We start from the raw sequence: 25,257 nt of genomic DNA, 5'->3' as shown, positions 1-25,257 counted from the left end.
TTGACGAAACTCTAGTACGATGGTAGGATTAATACAAATTAAATGATGCGACAACTCTTATCGAGAGAGGTGGAGGGATGTGCCCTATGAAGCCCGGCAACCGTCTGATATAGAAATGGTGCCAATTCACATAAAGTTCAACTTTAGAAGATGAGAGAAAGAAGATTTTTAGAATGCTTTCTCAACTCTCTATAAGTTGAGAAAGCATTTTTTAATTTATATATGCAATTTAAGGAGGCTATTAACGTGATTGAGTTAAATCAAATAGTTAAACGATATCATACTAAGAACAAAGATGTTCTTGCAGTTGATCACGTTGATTTAAATATTGAATCAGGCTCAATTTTTGGCGTTATTGGTTTCTCTGGTGCTGGTAAAAGTACACTAATTAGAATGTTCAACAACTTGGAATCTCCAACTTCAGGAGATGTAATAATTGACGGGGACAATATTAGTAAATTATCTAAATCAGAGCTACGAAAAAAACGACAAAAAGTAAGTATGATTTTCCAACATTTCAACTTATTATGGTCAAGAACCGTTTTAAAAAATATCACATTTCCACTTGAAATCGCAGGAGTCCCAAGTGGTAAAGCGAAGCAAAAAGCACTCGAATTAGTAGAATTGGTAGGTTTGAAAGGACGAGAAAGTGCTTATCCATCAGAGTTATCTGGGGGACAAAAACAAAGAGTAGGTATTGCTAGAGCATTAGCAAATGATCCTGATGTTTTACTTTGTGATGAAGCTACAAGTGCTTTAGACCCTCAAACAACTGACGAAATTTTGGACCTATTACTTAAAGTAAGAGAACAGCAAAATCTAACTATCGTTTTAATTACTCATGAAATGCACGTAATTAGACGTATATGTGATGAAGTTGCTGTAATGGAAAGCGGTAAAGTAATAGAGCAAGGTAAAGTAAGTGAAGTGTTTGAGAATCCTCAACACGCGGTTACAAAACGCTTTGTTAAAGACGATTTAAATGATGATTTTGAAGATTCTTTAGATGAATTAGAACCATTAGCGAGTGACTCTTACATAGTGAGATTGAACTTTACTGGTGATAATGCAACTGAACCTATTGTTTCGTATATCACGAAAACACATAATATTGACGTTAATATTCTGGAAGCTGACATCAAGAATACTAGAAATGGTTCTATAGGATTCTTAGTGATACATATTCCACACATTAATAATGATAGCTTTGAACATTTTAAAAATGATCTTCATGAGCAACATGTGAATGTGGAGGTGTTGAGACATGGGTAAGTCTTATGGCGAAATTTTTCATGAAATGTTTACAATGCCTAATGTTCAATGGCCAGATGTATGGCAAGCTATTTTAGAAACGCTGTATATGACAATTGTTTCTACTATTTTTGCCTTTATATTTGGTTTGATTTTAGGTGTGTTACTTTTCCTATCTGCGAAGAGTCATTCACCAGCAGCTCGAATTTTCTATACAATTGTCTCATTTATAGTGAACTTATTTAGAGCCATTCCGTTCATTATTTTAATTTTATTACTCATACCATTTACGAGTGTCATCTTAGGTACTATTAGTGGACCGACAGGAGCATTACCTGCACTTATAATTGGTGCAGCTCCATTCTATGCTCGTTTAGTAGAAATTGCATTTAAAGAAATTGATAAAGGTGTAATTGAAGCGGCTTGGTCAATGGGAGCTAACACATGGACTGTTGTACGCAAAGTACTACTTCCTGAAGCGATGCCAGCTTTAGTCTCAGGTATTACTGTAACCGCTATTGCTTTAGTTGGTTCAACTGCCATAGCAGGTGTAATCGGGGCAGGTGGTTTAGGTAACTTAGCATACTTAACAGGATTTACTAGGAATCAAAATGATGTCATATTAGTTTCAACTGTATTCATTTTAATTATTGTATTTATAATTCAATTCCTTGGGGATTGGCTTACAAATAAAATTGATAAACGCTAAAGAAAAGGGGAAAAACGTTCAATGAAAAAAATTTTAGGTATTATTTTAGTTTTGGCATTAACAGTTGCTTTAGCTGCTTGTGGTAGCGGTGGTGACAAAGAGAAAACAATCACAGTAGGTGCTTCTCCAGCCCCTCACGCTGAAATTTTAGAAAAAGCTAAACCATTACTTGAGAAAAAAGGTTATGACTTAAAGATTAAAACAATTAACGATTACACTACACCTAATAAATTATTAGATAAAGGTGAAATCGACGCAAACTTCTTCCAACATACACCATACTTGAAAACTGAAAGTAAAGAAAAAGGATACAAAATTGAATCTGCTGGAGATGTAGAATTAGAACCTATGGCAGTTTACTCTAAAAAATATAAAAGTTTGAAAGATTTACCTAAAGGTGCAACGGTCTACGTTTCAAATAATCCTGCTGAACAAGGACGTTTCTTAAAATTCTTTGTGGATGAAGGCTTAATTAAACTTAAAAAAGGCGTTAAGATTGAAGACGCTAAATTTAGTGATATCGAAGAGAATAAAAAAGATATCAAATTTAATAACAAACAATCAGCCGAATACTTACCAAAAATTTACCAAAATCAAAAAGCTGATGCAGTCATCATCAATTCTAACTACGCAATTGACCAAAAATTAAGTCCTAAAAAAGACTCAATTGCCTTAGAGAAAGCCAAAGATAATCCTTATGCTAACTTAATTGCAGTTAAAAAAGGACATAAAGATGATAAGAAAATTAAAGCTTTAATGGAAGTTCTTCAATCTAAAGAAATCAGAGATTATATCGATAAAAAATATGATGGTGCAGTCGTACCAGCTAAGTAACACAAAAGATCACTTTCTTAACGCATATGTTAAGAGAGTGATCTTTTTATTTAAATTTTATACTACTCTATAAAGAATACCTACACCGAGACCACCGTATCCCATTTGATAATCAAATTTTAAGACTTCTATATTTGGATTTTGTTCTAAAAAACGATTAACTTTCTTATTAAGTCCACCTTCAGTCATAGATGTAATATTGACAAATTTCATAACTACACTCCTTAAAAAGCTTTTGGTAATTTTAGTATATGAAAATCACTGTATAAAGCAATCCTTTAAAATAAAAAATTAAGCTATTATCATTACATTGATGTTTATTCTAGATTTTAGAGGGTATAAATTATAAAGATAAAGTCATAAGGAGGAAATTACAATGGCTGAAGATAATAAATTTGAACAAGCTAAAGGTAATATTAAAGAAACAGTAGGTAACGCTACAGATAATAAAAATTTAGAACAAGAAGGCAAAGAAGATAAAACTTCAGGTAAAGCTAAAGAAGTTGTTGATAACGCTAAAGAAAAAGCTAACGATGTAATTGATAAATTTAAAGGCGACAAATAAATTTGTCTCGTTACTTTTAAAAAGCCCTCAGGTACAGAATCGTACGTGAGGGCTTTATTGTGTTAAAAATATTAAAATTTATTGATTATCTGATTTTGCTGTAATTAGTCCTAAGGTAAAACTAACAATAAAGCCTATAATTATTGTTAAAAATGAGATTATCCAAACTAGACCATTTTCAGGAAAGCCTGGGAAAACTGCATAAATTGAACCAATTATAAATCCAATAATCAATGCGAACGTCATCGTTGTGTGATGATGTAGGAAGTACTGAATCATACGGCTAGACAGCATAAATCCTGTCAAAATACCTAATCCAACGATGATTAAAATAGGTAATGCTGTGAAATTTAATTTCACTAGCTCAGAGATTGAAAACATTACCGTCCCATAGGCACCAAATACTAATAACATAAAAGATCCAGAGATTCCGGGTAATAACATTGCACTTGAGGCGAACATACCAGCTATAAAATATTTAATAATAAGACCAAAAGATAGAGTTAATGTTTCGCCAGAATGTTTATCACCATTATTAAGAAGTGTAATGATGACCAAAATAATAATTCCAATTAAAATCATTAGATAGTGCTTGGTTTTAAAGGTTTGTTTAAAGTTAGAAGTTTTTAGTAAGTATGGAATGATTCCAATAATCAATCCTGTGAAAAAGAACATAGTTGGAATTTCGTGATAGCTTAATAAATAGTTGAATAAGTTGCTTAATAAAGCGATGGCTAAACCCATTCCTAATAAAATAGGAAGTAAAAATTTAAAACTCGGCCAAAAACGTTTCGAGAACAGTCCGCTTACAGAACTAATAAAATCATCATAGATACCTAGCAGTAAAGCTATTGTTCCACCACTTACACCAGGAATTAAATCACTTGTACCCATGCCAAAACCTTTAAGAATATTCGTCCATTTGAAGTTGTTCATGAATGGCTCCTTTCATTTAAGATTTAAAGGTTAAACTGCATAATATCACAAAATTCAAATTTTAGGGAAACAAACCCTTTATTTTGTCTAAAAATTGGCTATTGAGAAATTGAGCTTATCTTTATCATTTAATGAAATTTTACGAGTTAAATAAAAATAATTTTATTTAAAGAATTAATCTAAATAAACGGTTTAAAAAGTTTATATTAGTTCTTAAGTGCGTTATAATAAAGAGAATTGAAATTCACTAAGTCTTTTTGACTACAGATTAAAATTATTATAAACTAGTTAAGAAACTTTATATTTTACGGAGGGAATATAAATGTCATCAACATTAGAAATCAAAGACCTACATGTGTCTATTGAGGATAAAGAAATTTTAAAAGGTATAAACTTAACTGTAAATACAGGAGAAATACACGCAATTATGGGCCCTAACGGCACTGGTAAATCAACATTATCATCTGCAATCATGGGACACCCAAGTTATGAAGTGACACAAGGGGAAGTATTATTAGACGGCGTTAATATTTTAGAATTAGAAGTTGATGAAAGAGCTAAAGCAGGTTTATTCCTAGCAATGCAATATCCTTCAGAAATCACTGGTGTTACAAATGCTGATTTCATGCGTTCTGCTATTAATGCTAAACGTGAAGAAGGACAAGAAATTAATTTAATGCAATTTATCAAGAAATTGGATAAAGAGATGGATTTCTTAGATATTGATCAAGATATGGCTCAACGTTACTTAAACGAAGGTTTCTCTGGTGGGGAGAAAAAACGTAACGAAATTCTACAATTAATGATGTTAGAACCGAAATTCGCTATTCTAGATGAAATTGATTCTGGTTTAGATATTGATGCTTTAAAAGTTGTATCTAAAGGAATTAATCAAATGCGTGGTGAAGACTTTGGTGCATTAATGATTACGCACTATCAACGTTTATTAAACTACATCACACCTGATAAAGTGCATGTTATGTATGGTGGTAAAGTAGTTAAATCTGGTGGCCCAGAGCTAGCTAAACGCCTTGAAGAAGAAGGTTATGAATGGGTTAAAGAAGAATTTGGTGCAGCTGAATAGTCGTCAATAGGACTTTTTACAATGAGATGTTCACTTTTAATGATGAAAATGAACATACTAAGCAAATTATATTTCATCAAGTAGGAGGCAAAGAAAGTTATGACAACTGAAACTTTGAACATTTCTGAAGAACAACTTGTTGATTATTCAAAAGCGCACAATGAACCTTCTTGGATGACAGAATTACGTAAAAAAGCGTTGAAATTAACAGAAACTTTAGAAATGCCAAAACCTGATAAAACAAAATTACGAAAATGGAATTTTGATACATTTAAACAACATGAAACAAAAGGCAGTGCATATGAAAACCTTAGCGAATTACCAGAATCAGTAAAACAAATTATCGATGTTGAAAACTCTGAAAATTTAGTGATTCAACACAATAACGATTTAGCTTATAGTCAAGTGTCAGACCAAGCTAAAAAAGATGGTGTCATTATTGAAGGTTTATCAGAAGCATTGGTGAATCACAGTGAATTAGTTCAAAAATACTTCATGACTAAAGCTGTAGATATTGATGAACATCGTTTAACAGCGCTACACACTGCATTAATGAATGGTGGTATATTTGTATATGTACCTAAGAATGTTGTAGTTGAACATCCAATTCAATACGTTGTACTTCATGACGACGATAATGCAAGTTTCTATAATCACGTTATTCTTGTTACTGAAGAAAGTGCAGAAGTAACTTATGTAGAGAATTATTTATCTAATGCAAATGGTGAAGATAATCAAATTAATATTGTTTCAGAAGTGATTGCAGGAGCTAATTCTAATGTCACTTATGGCTCTGTAGATTACTTAGATAAAGGTTTTACCGGTCACATTATTCGTCGTGGTACAACTGAAGCAGATGCCTCTATTAATTGGGCATTAGGCTTAATGAATGAAGGTAGTCAAATTATTGATAATACTACTAACTTAATTGGTGATCGTTCAACAAGTGAATTGAAATCAGTTGTAGTTGGAACAGGTGACCAAAAAATTAATTTAACATCTAAAATTGTTCAGTATGGTAAAGAAACTGACGGTTATATCTTAAAACATGGCGTAATGACAGAAAATGCATCTTCAGTGTTTAATGGTATTGGTTATATTAAACACGGTGGTACTAAATCTATCGCTAATCAAGAATCTCGTGTACTAATGCTATCTGAAAATGCACGTGGTGACGCTAACCCTATCTTATTAATTGATGAAGACGATGTTGAAGCAGGTCACGCTGCGTCAGTAGGTCGAGTTGACCCTGAGCAACTTTATTACTTAATGAGTCGCGGTATTTCAAGAACTGAAGCTGAACGTTTAGTTATACATGGTTTCTTAGACCCAGTAGTTCGTGAATTACCAATTGAAGACGTTAAACGTCAATTAAGAGAAGTTATTGAACGTAAAGTTTCTAAATAAATCTTTAATTTAAATTTTCAAAAATTATTAACCCAATAAAACGAGATTTTTAACTATAGAAAGGTCGTGAATATAGTGGCCGAAAAAACTTTTAATGTGAACAATGTCATTAAAGATTTCCCGATTCTTGAACAACAAGTTAACGGAAAGCGCTTAGCGTATCTTGATTCAACTGCTACAAGTCAAACGCCTGTTCAAGTGTTAAATGTATTAGATGATTATTATAGACGTTATAACTCTAACGTCCACCGTGGTGTTCACACTTTAGGATCACTAGCAACAGATGGCTATGAAAGTGCTCGTGAAACTGTTCGTCGATTTATTAATGCTAAATATTTTGAAGAAATTATTTTCACTAGAGGGACAACTGCATCAATCAATATTGTTGCACGTAGTTATGGTGACGCTAACGTCGAAGAAGGCGATGAAATAGTTGTGACTGAGATGGAACATCACGCGAATATTGTTCCATGGCAGCAATTAGCTAAGCGTAAAAATGCATCACTAAAATTTATCCCAATGACTAATGAAGGCGAACTTAGAGTAGATGACATTAAAGAAACAATAAATGAAAAAACTAAGATTGTAGCTATTGCACATGTATCAAACGTCTTAGGTACAATTAATGATGTTAAAACGATTGCAGACATCGCACATGAACATGGTGCTATTATTAGTGTTGATGGCGCTCAAGCCGCACCACATATGGCCTTGGATATGCAAGATATTGATGCTGATTTTTATAGTTTTAGTGGACATAAGATGTTAGGACCTACAGGTATTGGTGTTTTATATGGTAAACGTCAATTACTTAAAGATATGGAACCTGTAGAATTCGGTGGAGATATGATTGATTTTGTTAGTAAATACGATGCTACTTGGGCCGATTTACCAACGAAATTTGAAGCTGGAACACCTCTTATTGCACAAGCTATTGGTTTAGGTGAAGCGATTCGTTACATTGAAGACCTTGGCTTTGATGCTATACACAAGCATGAGAAAGAGCTGACTGAATATGCATACGATCAAATGTCTGCAATTGAAGGTTTAGAAATATATGGACCACCTAAAGATCGTCGAGCAGGTGTGATTACTTTCAATCTTTCAGATATTCACCCTCATGATGTTGCGACAGCAGTTGATACTGAAGGTGTGGCTGTCCGAGCTGGACATCACTGTGCACAACCACTAATGAAATGGCTTAATGTATCCTCAACTGCACGAGCAAGTTTCTATGTTTACAACACTAAAGAGGATATTGATCAGTTAGTTCAAGCATTGAAACAAACGAAGGAGTTTTTCTCTTATGAATTTTAATAATTTAGATCAACTATATCGATCTGTAATTATGGATCATTATAAGAACCCTAGAAATAAAGGTGTTTTAGATAACGGCTCAATGACAGTGGATATGAATAACCCTACATGTGGTGACCGTATTCGTCTAACATTCGATATTCAAGACGGTATAATTAATGATGCAAAGTTCGAAGGAGAAGGTTGCTCAATTTCTATGTCAAGTGCATCAATGATGACAGAAGCGGTAAAAGGTCATTCTCTTGCTGAAGCTATGCAAATGAGCCAAGAATTCACTAAGATGATGCTCGGTGAAGACTATGAAATTACGGAAGAGATGGATGACATTGAAGCATTACAAGGTGTATCTCAATTCCCAGCACGTATCAAATGTGCAACTCTTGCTTGGAAAGCTCTAGAAAAAGGTACAGTTGAAAAAGAAGGTAAAGCAGAAGGCACAACTGAAGAAGAATAATTAATTATTAATATCTTCTTCAGTGTGTTTTAAAATGAATCGGGTAAACTTAAATTATAGCAATTATGTAGTCTTTAGATGACTACAGTATGTTGTTATAATATATATTACAACTTTAAAGAATAGTCATTTTTAAGTATTACACTTTTAACTATATAAATTAAAAATCTCATGCGCACGTTGTTTATTAATTATCAATTCAAGGAGTGATTAAAATGGCTAAAAAAGCACCTGATGTTGGAGATTATAAATATGGTTTCCACGAAGAGGATGTGTCCATTTTCAGATCAGAGCGAGGTTTAACAGAAAATATCGTTACTGAAATTTCTAAGATGAAAGAAGAACCGCAATGGATGTTAGATTTCCGTCTTAAAGCATTGAAATTATTCTATAAAATGCCTATGCCACAATGGGGTGGAGACTTATCAGAATTAGACTTTGATGATATTACTTATTATGTTAAACCATCAGAGCATACAGAACGTTCTTGGGATGAAGTTCCTGAAGAAATTAAACGTACGTTTGACAAATTAGGTATTCCTGAAGCTGAACAAAAATATTTAGCTGGTGTATCTGCACAATATGAATCAGAAGTTGTTTATCACAACATGGAGAAAGAATTAGAAGAAAAAGGAATTATCTTCAAAGATACTGATAGTGCATTACGTGAAAATGAAGATTTATTCAGAGAATACTTTGCATCTGTTGTACCTGCTGCAGATAATAAATTCGCGGCATTAAATTCAGCAGTATGGTCAGGTGGATCATTTATCTATGTACCGAAAAACGTTAAATTAGATACACCTTTACAAGCATACTTCCGTATTAACTCTGAAAATATGGGTCAATTTGAGCGTACTTTAATTATTGCGGATGAAGGTGCATCAGTAAACTATGTTGAAGGTTGTACTGCACCAGTTTATTCAACAAGCTCATTACATTCGGCTGTTGTTGAGATTATAGTGCATAAAGATGCGCATGTTCGTTACACAACTATTCAAAACTGGGCAAACAATGTCTATAACTTAGTTACTAAACGTACTTTTGTTCATGAAAATGGTAACATGGAATGGGTAGACGGTAACTTAGGTTCTAAGTTAACAATGAAATACCCTAACTGTGTATTACTAGGTGAAGGTGCTAAAGGTAGTACATTATCAATTGCTTTCGCTGGTAAAGGTCAAGTTCAAGATGCCGGTGCTAAAATGATTCATAAAGCTCCTAATACATCTTCAACTATCGTTTCTAAATCCATCTCTAAAAATGGTGGTAAAGTTATTTATCGTGGTATCGTTCACTTCGGACGCAAAGCTAAAGGTGCACGTTCAAATATTGAATGTGATACGTTAATCTTAGATAATGAATCTACGTCTGATACAATTCCATATAATGAAGTATTTAATGACAATATTTCATTAGAACACGAAGCTAAAGTGTCTAAAGTGTCAGAAGAACAATTATTCTATCTTATGAGTCGTGGTATTTCTGAAGAAGAAGCCACTGAAATGATTGTTATGGGCTTCATTGAACCATTCACTAAAGAATTACCAATGGAATATGCAGTAGAAATGAACCGATTAATCAAATTCGAAATGGAAGGTTCAATCGGCTAATTATACACTAAAGTTACGAATTTAATAATTTAGAATATTAAACCTGTCATCAACCTTATATCAGAGTTGTTGGCAGGTTATTTATTTGATTCATTTATTGTCATAGTGGTTTATCGTTTCGAATGTTTATTTCTTGGGAAATAGTGTATAAAAGTTTACAATGATTATTTTATAAGGAGAATACATCATGATTGTCTCGATTATCATTTTATTTTTAGTTTCGTTTTTCTTCTCTGGAAGTGAAACGGCATTAACTGCTGCTAATCGTACTAAGTTTCAAACTGCTGCGAAGAATGGTGACAGAAAAGCTAAAGGACTTTCAAAATTATTAGATAAACCCAATGAATTTATTACGACTATTCTTATAGTTAATAACGTAGCAAATATTATTTTACCTATTCTAGTAGCTATTTTAGCTATTCGAAAGGGAGTCAATATTGTCGTTGCTTCTGTAATTATAATTATATTAATTATTTTAATTTCAGAGGTTATTCCGAAATCAATTGCTGCGACATTTCCAGATCAAATTTCACGTTTGGTTTATCCAATTATCAATATTTTAGTTATTATTTTAAAGCCTATCACATTCGTATTGAATAAAATGACAGACGGTATTAATCATTTGTTTTCTCGAGGAAAACCTGTGGAAAAGCGTTTTTCAAAAGAAGAAATACGTACATTATTAAATATTGCAGGACGAGAAGGTGCATTTAATGAAGTTGAAAATGCACGTTTGCAAAATGTGATGGACTTTGAAAAATTAAAGATAACTGATGTAGATACAACACCACGCGTGAAGGTAGTGGCATTTTCAAAAGAAGTCACTTATGATGAAGCATATGAAACAGTTATGAATGAACCTTATACAAGGTATCCGGTGTATGATGAAGATATTGATGATATTATCGGTGTATTTCATTCAAAATATTTATTAGCATGGAGTAAGCATAAAGACGATAAAATTACGAATTATGTATCGAGCCCACTATTTGTAAACGAGCACAATCGAGCGGAATGGGTGCTTCGTAAAATGACTGTGACGCGTAAGCATTTAGCGATTGTGTTGGATGAATATGGTGGTACCGATGCGATTGTGTCACATGAAGACTTAATTGAAGAATTACTAGGCATGGAAATTGAGGATGAAATGGATCAAGAAGAAGAAGAAAAATTAAAAAATCAAAGACTTCCTCAAAGTATGAAAGGCCGATAACTTTATTAAGAAGGGTGAAACATGATGTGGAATGAAAATGGAATGACGAAAGTATTGGGCATACAATATCCTATCATTCAAGCAGGAATGGCTGGTAGTACGACGCCTCACCTAGTCTCAACTATTAGTGAACGTGGTGGTTTAGGCACAATCGGTGCAGGTTATTTTAATGCTGAAAAGTTGGAAAATGAAATGTTAGAAGTGCAACGATTGACTGATAAACCTTTTGGCGTGAATCTCTTTGTTCCTAGTAAAAATCGTTATCTACCAGACCAAATTAATCATATGAATGCTTGGTTGAAACCATATAGACGTGCATTTAATTTAGAGGAACCTGTTGTCAATGTCACAGAGGATATACAGTTTAAACAAGCGATTGATTTAATTATTAAGTATCGTGTGCCTGTATGTTGTTTCACATTCGGTATTCCTGATGAAGAAACAATTCAAAAACTTAAAGAAGCAAATGTCACTTTAGTCGGTACAGCTACAAGTGTTGATGAAGCAATTGAAAATGAGCGTTCAGGAATGGATATCATTGTCGCACAAGGCAGTGAAGCAGGTGGACACAGGGGTTCATTTTTAAATCATGGCGATGATGAGCCTATGATAGGAACAATGTCGCTTGTACCTCAAGTGGTAGATAATGTGACGGTACCGGTGGTAGCTGCAGGCGGAATTATGGACGGTAGAGGTTTGCTTGCGAGCATGATGCTTGGCGCACAAGGTGTGCAAATGGGTACAGCATTCCTGATTTCTGATGAAAGTGCTGCGAGTGATTTATTAAAAAATGCTATTCTAGGAAGCAAGGAAACAGACACTGTAGTTACTAAAGTATTTAGTGGTAAGTATGCACGAGGGATTCATAATGAGTTTATTGATGAAATGAATCAGTTTGATGGCGAAATTCCTGATTATCCAATTCAAAATCAACTGACTAATAGTATCAGAAAAGCTGCAGCTCAAGATGGTAATAGAGAACTTACACATATGTGGAGTGGACAATCTTCACGTCTTGCTGAGAAAATGCATGCTGCAATGATAATGGATAGAGTCATATCGCAAGTGAATAAGAAATTACAACTTATATAGATATAGTTCAATTAAGAGAGGGAAAGCATCCGTTGATAATAACGGAGTATCCTTCTCTTTTTTATATGAAAATCATCGATTTTTATAATAATAAAGAATATGTAAATTTTAGCTTGTTCGAGTGAACCACTCTATTATAGTGTGGTATCATGTTGATGGTGATAAAAATGATAGAAATAGGTCTTACTGGTTGGGGAGACCATGATACATTATATGAGGATTTAGACCGCAAAAGTGACAAGTTAAAGACTTACGCTAGTCATTTTCCCATAGTGGAATTAGATGCCTCATATTATGCAATTCAACCAGAACGAAACATAATGAAATGGATAAATGAAACGCCTAAACGTTTTCAATTTATTGTAAAAATACACCAAGCATTAACCCTTCATGCAGATTATAAAGAATATGCGGAAACACGTAGTGAATTATTTGAACAATTTAAAGAGATGCTTGAGCCTCTTAAAGAGCATAATAAACTTGCGATGGTCCTAGTTCAATTTCCACCATGGTTTGATTGCAACGCTCAAAATATTAACTACATTTTATATGTAAGAAAGCAATTAGAGGAAGTTCCTATGTGCGTGGAGTTCCGACATCAATCTTGGTTCGATGATCGTTTTAAAGAGCAAACTTTATCATTTTTAACAGATCATCAAATTATACATTCTGTTGTTGATGAACCTCAAGTAAAAGAAGGTAGTATTCCTCTCGTTAACAGAATTACAAACCAAGTAGCTTTTGTACGTTATCATGGCCGTAATCGTCATGGATGGACGAAAAAAGATATGACAGATCAAGAATGGCGAGATGTTAGATATTTGTATGATTATAATGAAGAAGAACTTGAAGATTTAGCACAAAAGGTTAAAATCCTAAATCAAAAAGCTAAAAAAGTTTATGTAATTTTTAATAATAATTCTGGTGGACATGCAGCTCAAAATGCTAAAACATATCAAGACATACTAGGTATTGATTATGAAGGTTTAGCTCCACAACAATTAAAATTATTTTAAGAGGCGAATATCATGTTATTAACTATTATTTTACTTGTTTTAATAGGTGGACTCTCAGCAATCTTAGGGTCAATTGTAGGTATAGGAGGCGGCATAATTATTGTGCCGACGCTTGTATATTTAGGAGTAAATCATCATATACTTCATGGCATCACTCCACAGATTGCTATTGGTACATCTTCAGTTATCCTTATCGTTACAGGATTATCATCTTCATTAGGTTATTTAAAAACGAAACAAGTTGATATAAAAAACGGTTCTATTTTTCTTTTTGGCTTATTACCAGGATCGCTCATAGGTTCATTTTTGAGTCAATTTTTAACTTTAGATTCATTTAACTTATACTTTGGTATTTTTATGATTTGTGTAGCAATATTGCTTATGGTGCGTCATAAAATTAAACCTTTCAAAATATTTGATAAACCACAATATGAACGTACATATGTTGATGCAGAGGGTAAAACCTATCATTACAGTGTGCCACCATTCTTTGCATTTGTCGCAACTTTATTTATAGGTATACTTACCGGTTTATTTGGTATAGGTGGAGGAGCTCTAATGACTCCATTAATGCTCATTGTATTTAGATTTCCACCACATGTTGCTGTAGGAACAAGTATGATGATGATTTTCTTTTCAAGTGTAATGAGTTCTATTGGACACATTGTACAAGGTCATGTTGCTTGGGGTTATTCAGTGGCATTGATTATTTCTAGTATTATTGGAGCGCAAATTGGAGTTAAAGTGAATCGTTCACTTAAATCAGATACTGTAGTCATGCTACTAAGAACAGTCATGTTATTATTAGGCGCATATTTAATAATTAAATCTCTCTTGTAATACTCTAAGCACTTCTACTTTTAGATAGAGATGTTAAATGCTAAAGTAACTAATAAGTATAATTGATTGATTAATTTGAGAGGGGGACGTGTCATGGAATTAACAATTTATCATACAAACGATATTCACAGTCACTTAAATGAATATGCCCGTATTCAATCTTATATGGCTAGCCATCGACCACAACTTCAACATCCCTCCCTTTATTTAGATATTGGTGATCATGTAGATTTATCAGCCCCTGTCACAGAAGCAACGATTGGTAAAAAGAATATTGAATTACTTAATCAAGCACATTGTGATATTGCGACGATTGGTAATAACGAAGGTATGACGATTTCTCATGAAGCACTACAAAATTTATACACTGACGCGAATTTTAAAGTCATATGTGCAAATGTGTTTGATGAGAAAGGATATTTACCTAATCATATAACGTCTTCATATATTAAAGAAATTGAAGGTAGTCGTATATTATTTATGGCTGCAACAGCACCATTCACTCCTTTTTACAGAGCACTGGATTGGGTTGTGACTGATCCATTAGCGGCAATTAAAGATGAAATTGAAGCTCATAAGGGTCAATTTGATATTTTAATTGTTATGAGCCATGTGGGTGTTTTCTTTGATGAGAAATTATGCCAAGAAATTCCTGAAATTGATGTCATTTTCGGGAGTCATACACACCATTACTTTGAAAATGGTGAATTTAACAATGGCGTACTTATGGCCGCAGCTGGGAAATATGGTCATTTCTTAGGAGAAGTCAACCTAACCATCGAACATGGTAAAGTCTCTGATAAAAAAGCGAAATTACATCCTCTCGATGCGTTACCACAAGTTGAAACGCACTTTGAAGAAGAAGGTAAAGCTTTATTAAGTGAGCCTGTCATTGACCATCATGTTAAATTACTGAAAAAAACGGATGTCATTACCGAAACTTCTTACTTATTAGCAGAGAGTGTTTATGAATTTACGCATGCAGATTGTGCATTAGTGAATGCTGGGTTAATTGTGAATAGTATAGAGGCTGATAAAGTCACGGAATATGATATTCATCGTATGTTACCGCATCCGATTAACTTAGTGAGGGTTCGTTTAACCGGTGACGAATTAATTAAAGTCATTCAAAAGAGCCAAAAACAGGAATACATGCATGAACATGCTCAAGGCTTAGGTTTTAGAGGTGACATTTTCGGTGGTTATATTCTTTATAATCTAGGATTCATAGAATCTGAAAATAGATACTTCATAAATGGTGAAGAAATTCAAACAGATCATCAATACACGTTAGGTACTGTCGATATGTATACATTTGGTAGATATTTCCCAATTTTAAAAGGCTTGCCAACAGATTATATCATGCCAGAATTTTTAAGAGACATTTTCAAGGAAAAGTTGCTTAGATTTTAAATTTAACGTATATTAGATTTTAATTTATTGTTAATTTCGTTATAATAAACGAAGAGATATTAAACAGGAGGGTATGCGTTGTTATGGCGACTAAAAATGAAGAAATTTTGCGTAAACCAGATTGGTTGAAGATTAAGCTTAACACGAACGAAAACTATACTGGTCTCAAAAAGATGATGCGTGAGAAAAATTTACACACAGTTTGTGAAGAAGCAAAGTGTCCAAACATACACGAATGTTGGGGAGCTAGACGTACAGCTACGTTTATGATTCTAGGGGCTGTTTGTACAAGAGCTTGTCGATTCTGTGCGGTTAAAACTGGTTTGCCGAATGAATTAGATTTAAATGAACCAGAACGTGTCGCTGAATCAGTAGAGTTAATGAACTTAAAACATGTGGTTATTACTGCAGTTGCTCGTGACGATTTAAGAGACCAAGGCTCAAATGTCTACGCTGAAACAGTGCGTAAAGTTAGAGAAAGAAACCCATTTACAACGATTGAGATTTTACCATCGGATATGGGTGGAGATTATGAAGCGCTTGAAACCTTAATGGCTTCAAGACCAGACATTTTAAATCATAATATTGAAACAGTTCGTCGCTTAACGCCTAGAGTACGTGCCCGTGCTACGTACGATCGTACGTTAGAATTTCTACGTCGTTCTAAAGAACTACAACCTGATATTCCAACGAAATCTAGTCTTATGGTCGGCTTAGGGGAAACAATGGAAGAAATTTATGAAACAATGGATGATTTACGTGCAAATGATGTAGACATCCTTACAATAGGACAATACTTACAACCTTCTCGTAAACATCTTAAAGTTGAGAAATATTATACACCATTAGAATTTGGTAAAATGAGAAAAGTTGCTATGGATAAAGGCTTCAAACATTGCCAAGCAGGTCCACTTGTACGTAGTTCATATCACGCAGATGAACAAGTTAACGAAGCAGCTAAAGAAAGACAACGCCAAGGTGAAGAACAATTAAGTAAATAAGATGTAATATATATTCTGAAACTTAGGTTGGTTCGTCATCAACCTAAGTTTTTATATTAATTAGATTAGGTGAAACGATGATTAAAGTAGAAGAACAATACTTTGAATTAATTGAAGAATATAGAGATTGTTTCAATGAGGAAACATTTGCAGCGAGATACTCAGATATTTTAAATAAGTATGATTATGTAGTTGGTGATTTTGGTTATGATCAATTACGTTTAAAAGGTTTTTATAAAGATAGTAATAAGAAAGCTGAGATAAGTAAACGGTTTTCAAGTATTCAAGATTACATACTAGAATACTGTAATTTTGGTTGCCCATATTTTGTAGTACGACATATACCCGAAAATGAACTAGTAGACGAAGTAGAGGATGAAGCGGATCTTATAGATAAACTTCATGATGTTAAAATACAACCTACCATTCAAGATACTGAGAAAACACAAGATACTGAAGATAAATAAAGGCCCATTAAGTCGAGCACTATATCTCGATTTAATGGGCCTTTATGATTTATAAGTAGATATATATCATTTTTGCTCATTGTTGTAGTGGTATGATTACGTTCTTGTTAACAGATATATTTAATGAATCACTTCGTTCAAGTATCCAATAATTTCATCGCCTTCTTCTTTTGTGACACCAAGTATATGTGCAATATAGCCTTCTTCTTCAATATCATCTGTTCCTATAATTCCGAATTTATTTGTTTGCATATTTAATACGAGTGTTTTCCCATAGTGTCTGTCAGTTTGAACGAGCATTAAATCATAACGACTGTGTTCTCCAACAAACCCTACGAACTGAACTTGGCTTTGTTCTTCGTCATCATATAAGTACATATCAATCATGCGTTATGCGCTCCTTTATTTTCCAAAAAGTGTTACGTCTAAGTATAACGACAAATGAAGACGACTGCAAAATTATGATATGATAAGCATGATAGATGTATGAAGAGGTGACGAACGAATGTATTTCGTAGATAAAGAAAAATTGACACAGAAATTGACCTATTTACAAGGTTTGACAGAGGATTATGATAAAAATAAAGAAAATCATTATGCGTATGAACGTATTGCTCAAATGTTAATCGAATCATCAGTAGATATTGGAAATATGATTATAGATGGGTTTATTTTAAGAGATCCAGGTAACTATAAAGACGTGATTGATATTCTAGAATTAGAAAATGTAATTTCTAAGGAAACTCAAACCCATATTAATGACACTGTAGATGTCAGAAAACAATTTGCACACAATTATACAGAATTAAATGTAAAAGAAATCATGCCTTTATTTGATAAATCATTGCCATATTATAAGGAATTTATCAAAGAGGTTGCACAATTTCTTGAAAGTGAGAACGTTCCAATTACTGCATTTGGAAAAGGGGAGAACCAATAGTGAAGAATTATAAAGCCTATTTAATCGATTTAGATGGTACGATGTACAAAGGTACAGATGAAATCGATGGAGCGGCACAATTTATAGATTATTTGAATCGCAATGAAATACCACATTTATATGTTACAAACAACTCAACGAAGACGCCGGACCAAGTTGTTGACAAACTTCGTGAAATGAAAATTGATGCGAAACCTGAGGAAATTGTGACTTCAGCACTTGCTACTGCTGACTTTATTTCAGAAGAACACCCAAATGCATCAGTTTACATGCTTGGTGGTAATGGCTTGAAAACAGCTTTAACTGAAGCAGGATTAACTGTAAAAGCTGATGAACATGTAGATTATGTGGTGATTGGTTTAGATGAAGAAGTTACATATGAGAAACTTGCAGTAGCCACATTAGGAGTTAGGAATGGTGCTAAATTCCTCTCTACTAATCCTGACGTCTCCATTCCTAAGGAAAGAGGGTTCTTACCTGGAAATGGCGCTATTACAAGTGTTGTTAGTGTTTCTACTGGGGTACAACCACAATTTATTGGTAAACCTGAAACGATAATTATGGATAAAGCTCTAGAAATACTAGGTTTAAATAAAGAGGATGTAGCCATGGTAGGAGACTTGTATGATACAGATATTATGTCAGGTATTAATGTAGGCATTGATACGATTCACGTTCAAACAGGCGTATCTACTTACGAAGAAATTCAAACTAAAGAAGTACCACCCACACATTCTTTCGCAGATTTAAATGTTGCTATCACTGAACTTGAAAAGTAACCCATAGTACTGTGTAATAATTTTCTAAGGTAAACATTAAATAATAGATGTATAAATAAACTGGGGTGAGTGGATGAACAAAATACTAATTACTCGAAAGATTCCTCAAAAATTTATTGAACAATTAGAACAAATCGGCGATGTCGTCATGTGGGATAAAGAATTAACACCAATGCCTAGAGAAACATTTTTAAGTGAAGTTAAAGACGCTACTGCCTGTTTTATTACTTTAAGTGAAAGCGTAGACGAAGAAGTATTGACAGAAGCGTCTGACCTTAAAATTATTGCAAATATGGCTGTAGGTTATGACAACATAGATGTCGTCAGAGCGAATGATCATGACATTACTGTAACTAACACACCTGATGTATTAACTGAAACGACTGCTGAATTAGGTTTTACACTTATGTTAACAGTTGCTAGACGCATTATTGAAGCGGAAAGATATGTGCAAGAGGGTCAATGGCAAAGCTGGGGGCCTTATTTACTTTCCGGAAAAGATGTTCACGGTTCGACAGTAGGTATATATGGTATGGGCGGTATTGGTAGAGCGTTTGCACGTCGTTTAAAAGGTTTTAATACTCGTATTTTATATCACAACCGTACTCAGAATCCAGAAGCTGAAAAAGAGTTAGATGCGACGTACGTTTCGTTTGAAACTTTATTAAAAGAAAGTGACTTTGTCATTTGTACAGCACCGTTAACACCACAAACTGAGAATCAATTTGATTCAAAAGCATTCAATTTGATGAAGAATGATGCCATTTTCATTAATATCGGACGAGGTGCCATTGTTGATGAAACTGCATTGGTTGAAGCGCTACGAAATCATACTATTTTAGGTTGTGGACTTGATGTATTGCGTCAAGAACCTATCGATGTGAATCATCCTCTATTGAAACTTGATAACGCGGTGATTGTACCTCATATTGGAAGCGCATCACGTCTCACAAGAGATCGAATGGTACAACTTTGTGTTAATAATATTTTAGCTGTTTTAAATCATCAACTACCTATCACTCCGGTAAAAGTTAATAACTAAAAAGGTTTTTTAAACTCACGCAATCTAGGGATAATTATCCTTTTGAGGTTGCGTGAGTTTTTAGTGATTTAATCTAACAATTTTGTTAGTCGGTATGTAATTGTTTATTAGATGTTTTAGTCTTAAAATAATGATGTTCTAATAAAAAGAGGAACTTAAGTCTTTCCCAATGCGTGACGAAAAAATGTTTTACAAAGTCTTGATATCAAAGTGAAACATGCAATAATTATAAAAATAGAATTGAATTATAATTCAATTGTGACTATAATGAATTGTAAAACAAAAATATAGAAGTAGCATTGTATTTTTATGTTAACGATTCGAGAAAGCTTTAAATTTTGACGAATATATTTTTATATGTAAGATGATTGTTTATATACATATCAAACAATCTAAGTTTAAGAGGTGCTATATGAAAACTAAAAGTAAAGAACCTAATAAGTATTATGAAAAAATGAAGCCTTACTTACTTACATTATTATATTTAGCTATATTTATAGCTTTATACTTAATATATGGTAGTGGCGATACACATAATAACTTCATTTATAATGAATTTTAATGAGGGAGAGTAATGATGGCAGAAATTATTAATACGTTAAATCATTTCGCTAAAGAACAGCCAGATAAGATAGCTGTTAGACATATAGAAGATGTCTTGACTTATAAAGAATTAGATGAAGCTTCAAGTAAGTTAGCACATCAATTACAAGATGGTAAAAAACCAATGGTATTATATGGACACATGTCTCCGTATATGATTGTCGGGATGTTAGGAGCAATTAAAGCGGGTTGTGGTTATGTACCTATCGATACATCAGTACCAGAAGAACGTGTAAAAATGATTATCGAAAAAGTTCAACCAGAATTTATTTTTAACACTTCAGATGAAACTTTAGAGCAATCTATCGGAAAAGAAATTTCTATTAAAGATATTCAAGACTCACAAGATCCTGTTATTTTTGATAGTCAAATGAAATATAACGATGTTGTGTATACTATCTTTACATCTGGTTCGACAGGAGAACCTAAAGGGGTTCAAATCGAATATGCAAGTCTCGTTGAATTTGCCGAGTGGATGGTATCACTGAATGGAGCTGGACAAGGTCAAGAATGGCTAAACCAAGCACCATTCTCATTTGATTTATCGGTCATGGCGATATATCCATGCTTAACGTCCGGTGGTACTCTTAATTTAGTGGATAAAGATATGATTAAAAAACCTAAACTGTTAAATGAGATGTTAATGAACACACCAATTAATGTTTGGGTATCTACTCCTTCATTTATCGAAATGTGTTTATTATTACCAAATCTTAATGAGAAGCAATATAATAGTTTAAATCATTTCTTCTTCTGCGGGGAAATTCTACCTCATAGAACAGCTAAAGCTTTAGTAAGTAGATATCCAAGTGCCACAATTTACAACACGTATGGACCTACAGAAGCTACAGTGGCTGTAACAAGTATTCAAATCACTCAAGATGTATTAGAGCAATATAATCCTCTACCAGTAGGCGTATCACGACCAGGTACAACATTATCAACTACTGATGAAGGTGAGCTTGTTATTGAAGGACAAAGTGTGAGTTTAGGTTATCTTAAGAATGAGGAGAAGACTACAGCGGTTTTCAACTTTGAAGATGGTACCAGAACTTATCACACTGGAGATAAGGCTAAAGAAGAAGATGGATTATGTTTTATTCAAGGACGTATCGATTTCCAAATTAAGTTAAACGGTTATCGAATGGAATTAGAAGAAATTGAAACGCAATTACGTCAATCACAATATGTAAGAGAAGCAATTGTCGTACCAGTTTATAAAAATGGTAAAGTTGTACATCTTATCGGTGCTGTTGTACCTTATGATAGAGTTGAAGACAACTTAGAAATGACAACGAATATCAAACATGAACTTAAATCACGCTTACCAGAGTATATGATTCCGAGAAAGTTCGAATGGATGGAACAATTACCACTTACTTCAAATGGTAAATTAGATCGTAAGAAGATTGCAGAGGTAGTTAACGGATGATTCCATATGGAACGTTTACCTTCTTCTTAATTGCTTTTATTGTGCTTATACCAGTTATAATACTCGGATTTTTAGGTAAGCGTAGTTATATTTATAACGGTATAAGTACCGCCATTATGATTGTACTTATCTTTTCTTCAGATAAACACAATCTTCTTGGTCAAAAGTATTTAAGTGTGCACTTGTTAAGTTTTATTATTTATGTAATTTGGCAAGTCGCATTAATCATGTTCTATTATAAGTCTCGTCAAAAGAATAATACATTTGCTAAATTTACTACTGTCATGGTGTTATCTATCCTACCATTAGCGATTGTGAAGATTCTTCAAAGTTCATGGTTAGGCGGACATCAGATTCATTTTCATGAAAGTAAATTAATCGAATTTGTCGGATTCTTAGGTATATCCTACGTAACATTTAAAAGTGTTCAACTTATTATGGAAATTAGAGATGGTTCAATTAAAGAGATCAAAGTTTGGAAGTTAATTCAATTTATTTCATTCTTCCCAACAATTTCTTCTGGACCAATTGATCGTTATAAACGTTTTGTTAAAGACGATAAGAAGGTGCCTACAGGTGGAGAGTATAGAGAGCTTGTTCTTAAAGCCATCCACATGATTATGTTAGGGTTCTTGTATAAATATATTATTGCGTACTTTATTCAAGTGTATGCAGTTAACCCATTACAAATGAACTTACACGGTTTCACACATATGTGGCTTTATATGTATGCATACAGCTTATACTTATTCTTTGACTTTGCAGGATATAGCTTGTTTGCGATTGCAGTAAGTTATTTATATGGAATTAAAACACCACCGAACTTTAATCAACCATTTAAAGCTAAAAATATTAAAGATTTCTGGAACAGATGGCATATGACTTTATCGTTCTGGTTTAGAGATTGCATTTACATGAGATCATTATTCTATATGTCTCGTAAGAAGTTATTAAAAAGTCAATTTGCAATGTCTAATATGGCATTCTTCTTAAACTTCTTTATTATGGGCATATGGCATGGTCTTGAAGTATATTACATTGTTTATGGTTTATACCATGCGGCATTGTTCATAGGGTATGGTTATTATGAACGCTGGCGTAAAAAACATCCACCACGTTGGCAAAATGGATTTACTACAGCATTGAGTATTATCATTACTTTCCATTTTGTAACATTTGGATTCTTAATTTTCTCAGGTAAATTTATTTAATAAAGGAGTAATTAATTATGGAATTTAGAGATCAAGTTTTAGACTTATTAGCAGAAGTAGCTGAAAATGATATTGTAAAAGAAAACCCAGATGTAGAAATTTTTGAAGAAGGTATTATTGATTCTTTCCAAACTGTAGGTTTACTTTTAGAAATTCAAAATAAATTAGATATTGAAGTATCTATTATGGATTTTGATAGAGATGAGTGGGCAACTCCTAATAAAATTGTAGAAGCTTTAGAAGAGTTACGATGAAATTTAAACCTTTCTTACCTATCTTAATTAGTGGTGTGATATTCGTTATCTTCGTCCTATTGCCAGCAAGCTGGTTTACGGGCTTAGTAACGGATAAAACGCTAGCTGATAATAGAATTTCTTTAACAGATCAAGTATTAAAAGGCACGCTCATTCAAAATAAACTATTTGAGTCAGATAAGTATTATCCAATATATGGTTCAAGTGAACTTGGTAAAGATGATCCTTTTAATCCAGGTATTGCATTGAATAAACATAATTCAAGCAAACAAACGTTTTTACTCGGGACTGGAGGATCAACGGATTTGATTAATGCAGTTGAATTGGCATCACAATACGATAATCTCAAAGGGAAGAAATTAACATTTATTATTTCTCCTCAATGGTTTACCAATCACGGTTTAACAAATCAAAACTTTGATGCTCGTATGTCACAAACTCAGATCAACCAGATGTTCAATCAAAAAAATATGCCTGCTGACTTAAAGAAACTTTATGCTCAACGATTATTACAATTTCCGCATGCTCACAATAAATCATATTTAAGAGAGCAAGCGAAACATCCAGGGGAAGTTTCAGGTAACTATATTTCTGCATTTAAAGAAAACCAACTTATAAAAATTGAAGCAATTAAATCTCTATTCTCATTTAAAAAGCCTCCATTAGCACATGTTAAACCTGCTACTGAAGAAGATGCATCTTGGAATGAGATGAAAGATAAGGCTATAGATATTGGGAAGGCTAATACTAAAACTAACAAATTTGATATTAGAGACCCATACTGGAAGTTAATTAAAGAGAATAAACGTAAAATAAAACGTGATTATGAATTTAATATTGATTCTCCAGAATTCCAAGACTTACAATTATTAGTGCAAACTCTGCATGAAGCAGGTGCAGATGTACAGTACGTAAGTATTCCATCAAATGGTAGATGGTATGATCATATCGGTATAGATAAAGATAGACGTGAGTCTATTTATAAAAAAATCCATTCTACTGTAGTAGATAATGGTGGTAAAATTTATGATATGACAAATAAAGATTATGAGAAATATGTAATTAGTGATGCTGTTCATATTGGATGGAAAGGTTGGGTGTATGTAGACCAACAAATTGCTAAACATATGGATGGTAAAGATCCTAAAAATCATAAAGTTGATTACTCCAAGAATCAGCCACCAAAAAAAGACCACAAAGCCCATGACCATCACGAAAAGAAGCATCATGATGAATAATTTATAATAATCAAGCCAGAGACTACAAATAAGTAGTTTCTGGCTTTTTAAATATAAACGTTGTCAAATTTTCAAAAGTAAATCAAAACTATATGTTAATGAAGAGTATAAAATATAAAAGAAGCAGTAAGATAATTTCTAATAAAAATTATCTTACTGCTGTTAATTTGAGAATAACATCCCAGACTCAATCTATACTCATATATTCGATTAGAATACTTGTTCTACCTCGATAACACCAGGAACTTCTTCATGTAGTGCACGTTCAATTCCGGCCTTTAAAGTGATTGTAGAACTTGGGCATGTACCACAAGCACCGTGTAATTGTAATTTAACAATACCATCTTCGACGTCAACAAGTGTACAGTCACCGCCGTCGCGTAATAAAAATGGACGTAAGCGTTCAATGACTTCAGCTACTTGATCGAACATCGTTGCGTTTTCAGTAGGCATGTGACATGTCTCCTTTCAAGTCATTTATTTCATAATCATTATTAATTCATTATAATAGATTCAGTAGTAAAAATCTATAAAACAAGATGGGGG

At 33.3% G+C, this 25,257-nt stretch carries 28 protein-coding genes and 1 riboswitch; of the genes, 24 read left to right on the top strand and 4 right to left on the bottom strand.

Going from position 1 to position 25,257, the window contains the following annotated elements; genetic code table 11:
- The first annotated feature begins 54 nt into the window (after positions 1-54).
- Positions 55-157, top strand: a riboswitch (SAM riboswitch).
- An 89-nt stretch (positions 158-246) separates the two neighbouring features.
- Genes HMPREF2706_RS09590 through HMPREF2706_RS09580 form a run of 3 tightly spaced genes read left to right on the top strand, consistent with a single transcriptional unit; the run spans position 247 to position 2,794 of the window.
- The gene (locus tag HMPREF2706_RS09590) at positions 247-1,272 is read left to right on the top strand and encodes a methionine ABC transporter ATP-binding protein (RefSeq protein ID WP_002433504.1); all 1,026 of its coding nucleotides are present in this window, start codon (positions 247-249) and stop codon (positions 1,270-1,272) included.
- A complete protein-coding gene (locus HMPREF2706_RS09585; protein ID WP_002433122.1) occupies positions 1,265-1,960 on the top strand; it encodes a methionine ABC transporter permease in 696 nt (231 codons plus the stop codon). The genes HMPREF2706_RS09590 and HMPREF2706_RS09585 overlap by 8 nt, the downstream gene beginning before the upstream one ends.
- Before the next feature lie 21 nt (positions 1,961-1,981).
- Positions 1,982-2,794, top strand: coding sequence for a MetQ/NlpA family ABC transporter substrate-binding protein (locus tag HMPREF2706_RS09580; protein WP_030065000.1), 813 nt, complete (start codon positions 1,982-1,984; stop codon positions 2,792-2,794).
- A gap of 57 nt (positions 2,795-2,851) precedes the next feature.
- Here the strand turns inward: HMPREF2706_RS09580 and HMPREF2706_RS12240 are convergent, their stop codons facing one another.
- Positions 2,852-3,007: a hypothetical protein gene (locus tag HMPREF2706_RS12240; protein ID WP_002433227.1), complete on the bottom strand. Its 156-nt coding sequence runs from the start codon at positions 3,005-3,007 to the stop codon at positions 2,852-2,854.
- Positions 3,008-3,170: 163 nt separating this feature from the next.
- Here HMPREF2706_RS12240 and HMPREF2706_RS09575 point away from each other — a divergent pair, with 163 nt between their 5' ends.
- Positions 3,171-3,359, top strand: coding sequence for a CsbD family protein (locus HMPREF2706_RS09575; RefSeq protein ID WP_002433364.1), 189 nt, complete (start codon positions 3,171-3,173; stop codon positions 3,357-3,359).
- 78 nt (positions 3,360-3,437) lie between these two features.
- On the opposite strand, the gene HMPREF2706_RS09570 is transcribed toward HMPREF2706_RS09575, so the two are convergent.
- Positions 3,438-4,295: a polyprenyl-phosphate transporter PopT gene (locus tag HMPREF2706_RS09570; protein ID WP_030065002.1), complete on the bottom strand. Its 858-nt coding sequence runs from the start codon at positions 4,293-4,295 to the stop codon at positions 3,438-3,440.
- A 322-nt stretch (positions 4,296-4,617) separates the two neighbouring features.
- On the opposite strand from HMPREF2706_RS09570, the gene sufC reads away from it, so the two are divergent.
- The 12 genes from sufC (at position 4,618) to HMPREF2706_RS09510 (ending at position 17,212) form a co-directional block, all read left to right on the top strand.
- Positions 4,618-5,379 (top strand): Fe-S cluster assembly ATPase SufC, encoded by a 762-nt coding sequence (gene sufC / locus HMPREF2706_RS09565; RefSeq protein WP_049426859.1) that lies wholly within the window; start codon positions 4,618-4,620, stop codon positions 5,377-5,379.
- A gap of 99 nt (positions 5,380-5,478) precedes the next feature.
- Positions 5,479-6,786, top strand: coding sequence for a Fe-S cluster assembly protein SufD (sufD, locus tag HMPREF2706_RS09560; RefSeq protein WP_023350627.1), 1,308 nt, complete (start codon positions 5,479-5,481; stop codon positions 6,784-6,786).
- Between the two features lie 66 nt (positions 6,787-6,852).
- Positions 6,853-8,103, top strand: coding sequence for a cysteine desulfurase (locus HMPREF2706_RS09555; protein ID WP_176744845.1), 1,251 nt, complete (start codon positions 6,853-6,855; stop codon positions 8,101-8,103).
- A complete protein-coding gene (gene sufU / locus HMPREF2706_RS09550; RefSeq protein ID WP_070862338.1) occupies positions 8,093-8,557 on the top strand; it encodes a Fe-S cluster assembly sulfur transfer protein SufU in 465 nt (154 codons plus the stop codon). Before HMPREF2706_RS09555 ends, sufU begins: the two co-directional genes overlap by 11 nt.
- Before the next feature lie 215 nt (positions 8,558-8,772).
- Positions 8,773-10,170 (top strand): Fe-S cluster assembly protein SufB, encoded by a 1,398-nt coding sequence (gene sufB / locus HMPREF2706_RS09545; RefSeq protein ID WP_049426864.1) that lies wholly within the window; start codon positions 8,773-8,775, stop codon positions 10,168-10,170.
- A 187-nt stretch (positions 10,171-10,357) separates the two neighbouring features.
- Positions 10,358-11,383, top strand: a complete 1,026-nt coding sequence (locus HMPREF2706_RS09540; protein WP_030065005.1) for a hemolysin family protein — start codon at positions 10,358-10,360, stop codon at positions 11,381-11,383.
- Between the two features lie 24 nt (positions 11,384-11,407).
- Entirely contained in the window at positions 11,408-12,475 is a 1,068-nt protein-coding gene (locus HMPREF2706_RS09535) for an NAD(P)H-dependent flavin oxidoreductase (RefSeq protein ID WP_049426938.1), read from the top strand.
- Positions 12,476-12,642: 167 nt separating this feature from the next.
- Complete coding sequence (locus HMPREF2706_RS09530) at positions 12,643-13,491, top strand: DUF72 domain-containing protein (RefSeq protein WP_030065006.1); 849 nt, start codon at positions 12,643-12,645, stop codon at positions 13,489-13,491.
- A 12-nt stretch (positions 13,492-13,503) separates the two neighbouring features.
- Positions 13,504-14,331, top strand: coding sequence for a sulfite exporter TauE/SafE family protein (locus HMPREF2706_RS09525; protein WP_002433256.1), 828 nt, complete (start codon positions 13,504-13,506; stop codon positions 14,329-14,331).
- 93 nt (positions 14,332-14,424) lie between these two features.
- Complete coding sequence (locus tag HMPREF2706_RS09520) at positions 14,425-15,744, top strand: bifunctional metallophosphatase/5'-nucleotidase (protein ID WP_049426870.1); 1,320 nt, start codon at positions 14,425-14,427, stop codon at positions 15,742-15,744.
- Positions 15,745-15,827: 83 nt separating this feature from the next.
- Positions 15,828-16,745: a lipoyl synthase gene (gene lipA / locus HMPREF2706_RS09515; protein ID WP_002433269.1), complete on the top strand. Its 918-nt coding sequence runs from the start codon at positions 15,828-15,830 to the stop codon at positions 16,743-16,745.
- A gap of 77 nt (positions 16,746-16,822) precedes the next feature.
- Positions 16,823-17,212 (top strand): YutD family protein, encoded by a 390-nt coding sequence (locus tag HMPREF2706_RS09510; RefSeq protein WP_030065008.1) that lies wholly within the window; start codon positions 16,823-16,825, stop codon positions 17,210-17,212.
- 120 nt (positions 17,213-17,332) lie between these two features.
- Here the strand turns inward: HMPREF2706_RS09510 and HMPREF2706_RS09505 are convergent, their stop codons facing one another.
- Positions 17,333-17,599 (bottom strand): DUF3055 domain-containing protein, encoded by a 267-nt coding sequence (locus HMPREF2706_RS09505; protein ID WP_030065009.1) that lies wholly within the window; start codon positions 17,597-17,599, stop codon positions 17,333-17,335.
- Positions 17,600-17,717: 118 nt separating this feature from the next.
- Between HMPREF2706_RS09505 and HMPREF2706_RS09500 the strand changes: the two genes are divergently transcribed.
- The 8 genes from HMPREF2706_RS09500 (at position 17,718) to dltD (ending at position 24,711) form a co-directional block, all read left to right on the top strand.
- The gene (locus HMPREF2706_RS09500) at positions 17,718-18,152 is read left to right on the top strand and encodes a DUF86 domain-containing protein (RefSeq protein ID WP_002433111.1); all 435 of its coding nucleotides are present in this window, start codon (positions 17,718-17,720) and stop codon (positions 18,150-18,152) included.
- Positions 18,152-18,931: a TIGR01457 family HAD-type hydrolase gene (locus HMPREF2706_RS09495; RefSeq protein ID WP_049426873.1), complete on the top strand. Its 780-nt coding sequence runs from the start codon at positions 18,152-18,154 to the stop codon at positions 18,929-18,931. Before HMPREF2706_RS09500 ends, HMPREF2706_RS09495 begins: the two co-directional genes overlap by 1 nt.
- A gap of 73 nt (positions 18,932-19,004) precedes the next feature.
- Positions 19,005-19,973, top strand: coding sequence for a 2-hydroxyacid dehydrogenase (locus HMPREF2706_RS09490; RefSeq protein ID WP_023350620.1), 969 nt, complete (start codon positions 19,005-19,007; stop codon positions 19,971-19,973).
- 412 nt (positions 19,974-20,385) lie between these two features.
- A complete protein-coding gene (locus HMPREF2706_RS09485) occupies positions 20,386-20,535 on the top strand; it encodes a teichoic acid D-Ala incorporation-associated protein DltX (RefSeq protein ID WP_002433492.1) in 150 nt (49 codons plus the stop codon).
- A gap of 15 nt (positions 20,536-20,550) precedes the next feature.
- The gene (dltA, locus tag HMPREF2706_RS09480) at positions 20,551-22,008 is read left to right on the top strand and encodes a D-alanine--poly(phosphoribitol) ligase subunit DltA (protein WP_070862337.1); all 1,458 of its coding nucleotides are present in this window, start codon (positions 20,551-20,553) and stop codon (positions 22,006-22,008) included.
- Complete coding sequence (dltB, locus tag HMPREF2706_RS09475) at positions 22,005-23,219, top strand: D-alanyl-lipoteichoic acid biosynthesis protein DltB (RefSeq protein WP_049426880.1); 1,215 nt, start codon at positions 22,005-22,007, stop codon at positions 23,217-23,219. The genes dltA and dltB overlap by 4 nt, the downstream gene beginning before the upstream one ends.
- Positions 23,220-23,236: 17 nt before the next feature.
- Positions 23,237-23,473, top strand: a complete 237-nt coding sequence (dltC, locus tag HMPREF2706_RS09470; RefSeq protein WP_002433359.1) for a D-alanine--poly(phosphoribitol) ligase subunit 2 — start codon at positions 23,237-23,239, stop codon at positions 23,471-23,473.
- On the top strand, positions 23,470-24,711 hold the full coding sequence (dltD, locus tag HMPREF2706_RS09465; protein ID WP_030065018.1) for a D-alanyl-lipoteichoic acid biosynthesis protein DltD: 1,242 nt from the start codon (positions 23,470-23,472) through the stop codon (positions 24,709-24,711). Before dltC ends, dltD begins: the two co-directional genes overlap by 4 nt.
- A 210-nt stretch (positions 24,712-24,921) precedes the next feature.
- Here dltD and HMPREF2706_RS09460 read toward each other — a convergent pair whose 3' ends face one another.
- Positions 24,922-25,164: a NifU family protein gene (locus HMPREF2706_RS09460; protein WP_002433501.1), complete on the bottom strand. Its 243-nt coding sequence runs from the start codon at positions 25,162-25,164 to the stop codon at positions 24,922-24,924.
- Between the last annotated feature and the right edge of the window lie 93 nt (positions 25,165-25,257).

Source organism: Staphylococcus sp. HMSC067F07 (genome assembly GCF_001837405.1).
Classification (GTDB): Bacteria; Bacillota; Bacilli; order Staphylococcales; family Staphylococcaceae; genus Staphylococcus; species Staphylococcus capitis.
This window is presented reverse-complemented; position numbering and strand designations above follow the sequence as displayed.

Excerpts from the sequence above, each read along its gene's own strand:
- HMPREF2706_RS09585 (WP_002433122.1), top strand. The coding sequence starts at position 1,265 with ATGGGTAAGTCTTATGGCGAAATTTTTCATGAAATGTTTACAATGCCT.
- HMPREF2706_RS09580 (WP_030065000.1), top strand. The coding sequence starts at position 1,982 with ATGAAAAAAATTTTAGGTATTATTTTAGTTTTGGCATTAACAGTTGCT.
- HMPREF2706_RS12240 (WP_002433227.1), bottom strand. The coding sequence starts at position 3,007 with ATGAAATTTGTCAATATTACATCTATGACTGAAGGTGGACTTAATAAG.
- HMPREF2706_RS09575 (WP_002433364.1), top strand. The coding sequence starts at position 3,171 with ATGGCTGAAGATAATAAATTTGAACAAGCTAAAGGTAATATTAAAGAA.
- HMPREF2706_RS09570 (WP_030065002.1), bottom strand. The coding sequence starts at position 4,295 with ATGAACAACTTCAAATGGACGAATATTCTTAAAGGTTTTGGCATGGGT.
- sufC (WP_049426859.1), top strand. The coding sequence starts at position 4,618 with ATGTCATCAACATTAGAAATCAAAGACCTACATGTGTCTATTGAGGAT.
- sufD (WP_023350627.1), top strand. The coding sequence starts at position 5,479 with ATGACAACTGAAACTTTGAACATTTCTGAAGAACAACTTGTTGATTAT.
- sufU (WP_070862338.1), top strand. The coding sequence starts at position 8,093 with ATGAATTTTAATAATTTAGATCAACTATATCGATCTGTAATTATGGAT.
- sufB (WP_049426864.1), top strand. The coding sequence starts at position 8,773 with ATGGCTAAAAAAGCACCTGATGTTGGAGATTATAAATATGGTTTCCAC.
- HMPREF2706_RS09540 (WP_030065005.1), top strand. The coding sequence starts at position 10,358 with ATGATTGTCTCGATTATCATTTTATTTTTAGTTTCGTTTTTCTTCTCT.
- HMPREF2706_RS09535 (WP_049426938.1), top strand. The coding sequence starts at position 11,408 with ATGTGGAATGAAAATGGAATGACGAAAGTATTGGGCATACAATATCCT.
- HMPREF2706_RS09530 (WP_030065006.1), top strand. The coding sequence starts at position 12,643 with ATGATAGAAATAGGTCTTACTGGTTGGGGAGACCATGATACATTATAT.
- HMPREF2706_RS09525 (WP_002433256.1), top strand. The coding sequence starts at position 13,504 with ATGTTATTAACTATTATTTTACTTGTTTTAATAGGTGGACTCTCAGCA.
- HMPREF2706_RS09520 (WP_049426870.1), top strand. The coding sequence starts at position 14,425 with ATGGAATTAACAATTTATCATACAAACGATATTCACAGTCACTTAAAT.
- lipA (WP_002433269.1), top strand. The coding sequence starts at position 15,828 with ATGGCGACTAAAAATGAAGAAATTTTGCGTAAACCAGATTGGTTGAAG.
- HMPREF2706_RS09510 (WP_030065008.1), top strand. The coding sequence starts at position 16,823 with ATGATTAAAGTAGAAGAACAATACTTTGAATTAATTGAAGAATATAGA.
- HMPREF2706_RS09505 (WP_030065009.1), bottom strand. The coding sequence starts at position 17,599 with ATGATTGATATGTACTTATATGATGACGAAGAACAAAGCCAAGTTCAG.
- HMPREF2706_RS09500 (WP_002433111.1), top strand. The coding sequence starts at position 17,718 with ATGTATTTCGTAGATAAAGAAAAATTGACACAGAAATTGACCTATTTA.
- HMPREF2706_RS09490 (WP_023350620.1), top strand. The coding sequence starts at position 19,005 with ATGAACAAAATACTAATTACTCGAAAGATTCCTCAAAAATTTATTGAA.
- HMPREF2706_RS09485 (WP_002433492.1), top strand. The coding sequence starts at position 20,386 with ATGAAAACTAAAAGTAAAGAACCTAATAAGTATTATGAAAAAATGAAG.
- dltA (WP_070862337.1), top strand. The coding sequence starts at position 20,551 with ATGGCAGAAATTATTAATACGTTAAATCATTTCGCTAAAGAACAGCCA.
- dltB (WP_049426880.1), top strand. The coding sequence starts at position 22,005 with ATGATTCCATATGGAACGTTTACCTTCTTCTTAATTGCTTTTATTGTG.
- dltC (WP_002433359.1), top strand. The coding sequence starts at position 23,237 with ATGGAATTTAGAGATCAAGTTTTAGACTTATTAGCAGAAGTAGCTGAA.
- dltD (WP_030065018.1), top strand. The coding sequence starts at position 23,470 with ATGAAATTTAAACCTTTCTTACCTATCTTAATTAGTGGTGTGATATTC.
- HMPREF2706_RS09460 (WP_002433501.1), bottom strand. The coding sequence starts at position 25,164 with ATGCCTACTGAAAACGCAACGATGTTCGATCAAGTAGCTGAAGTCATT.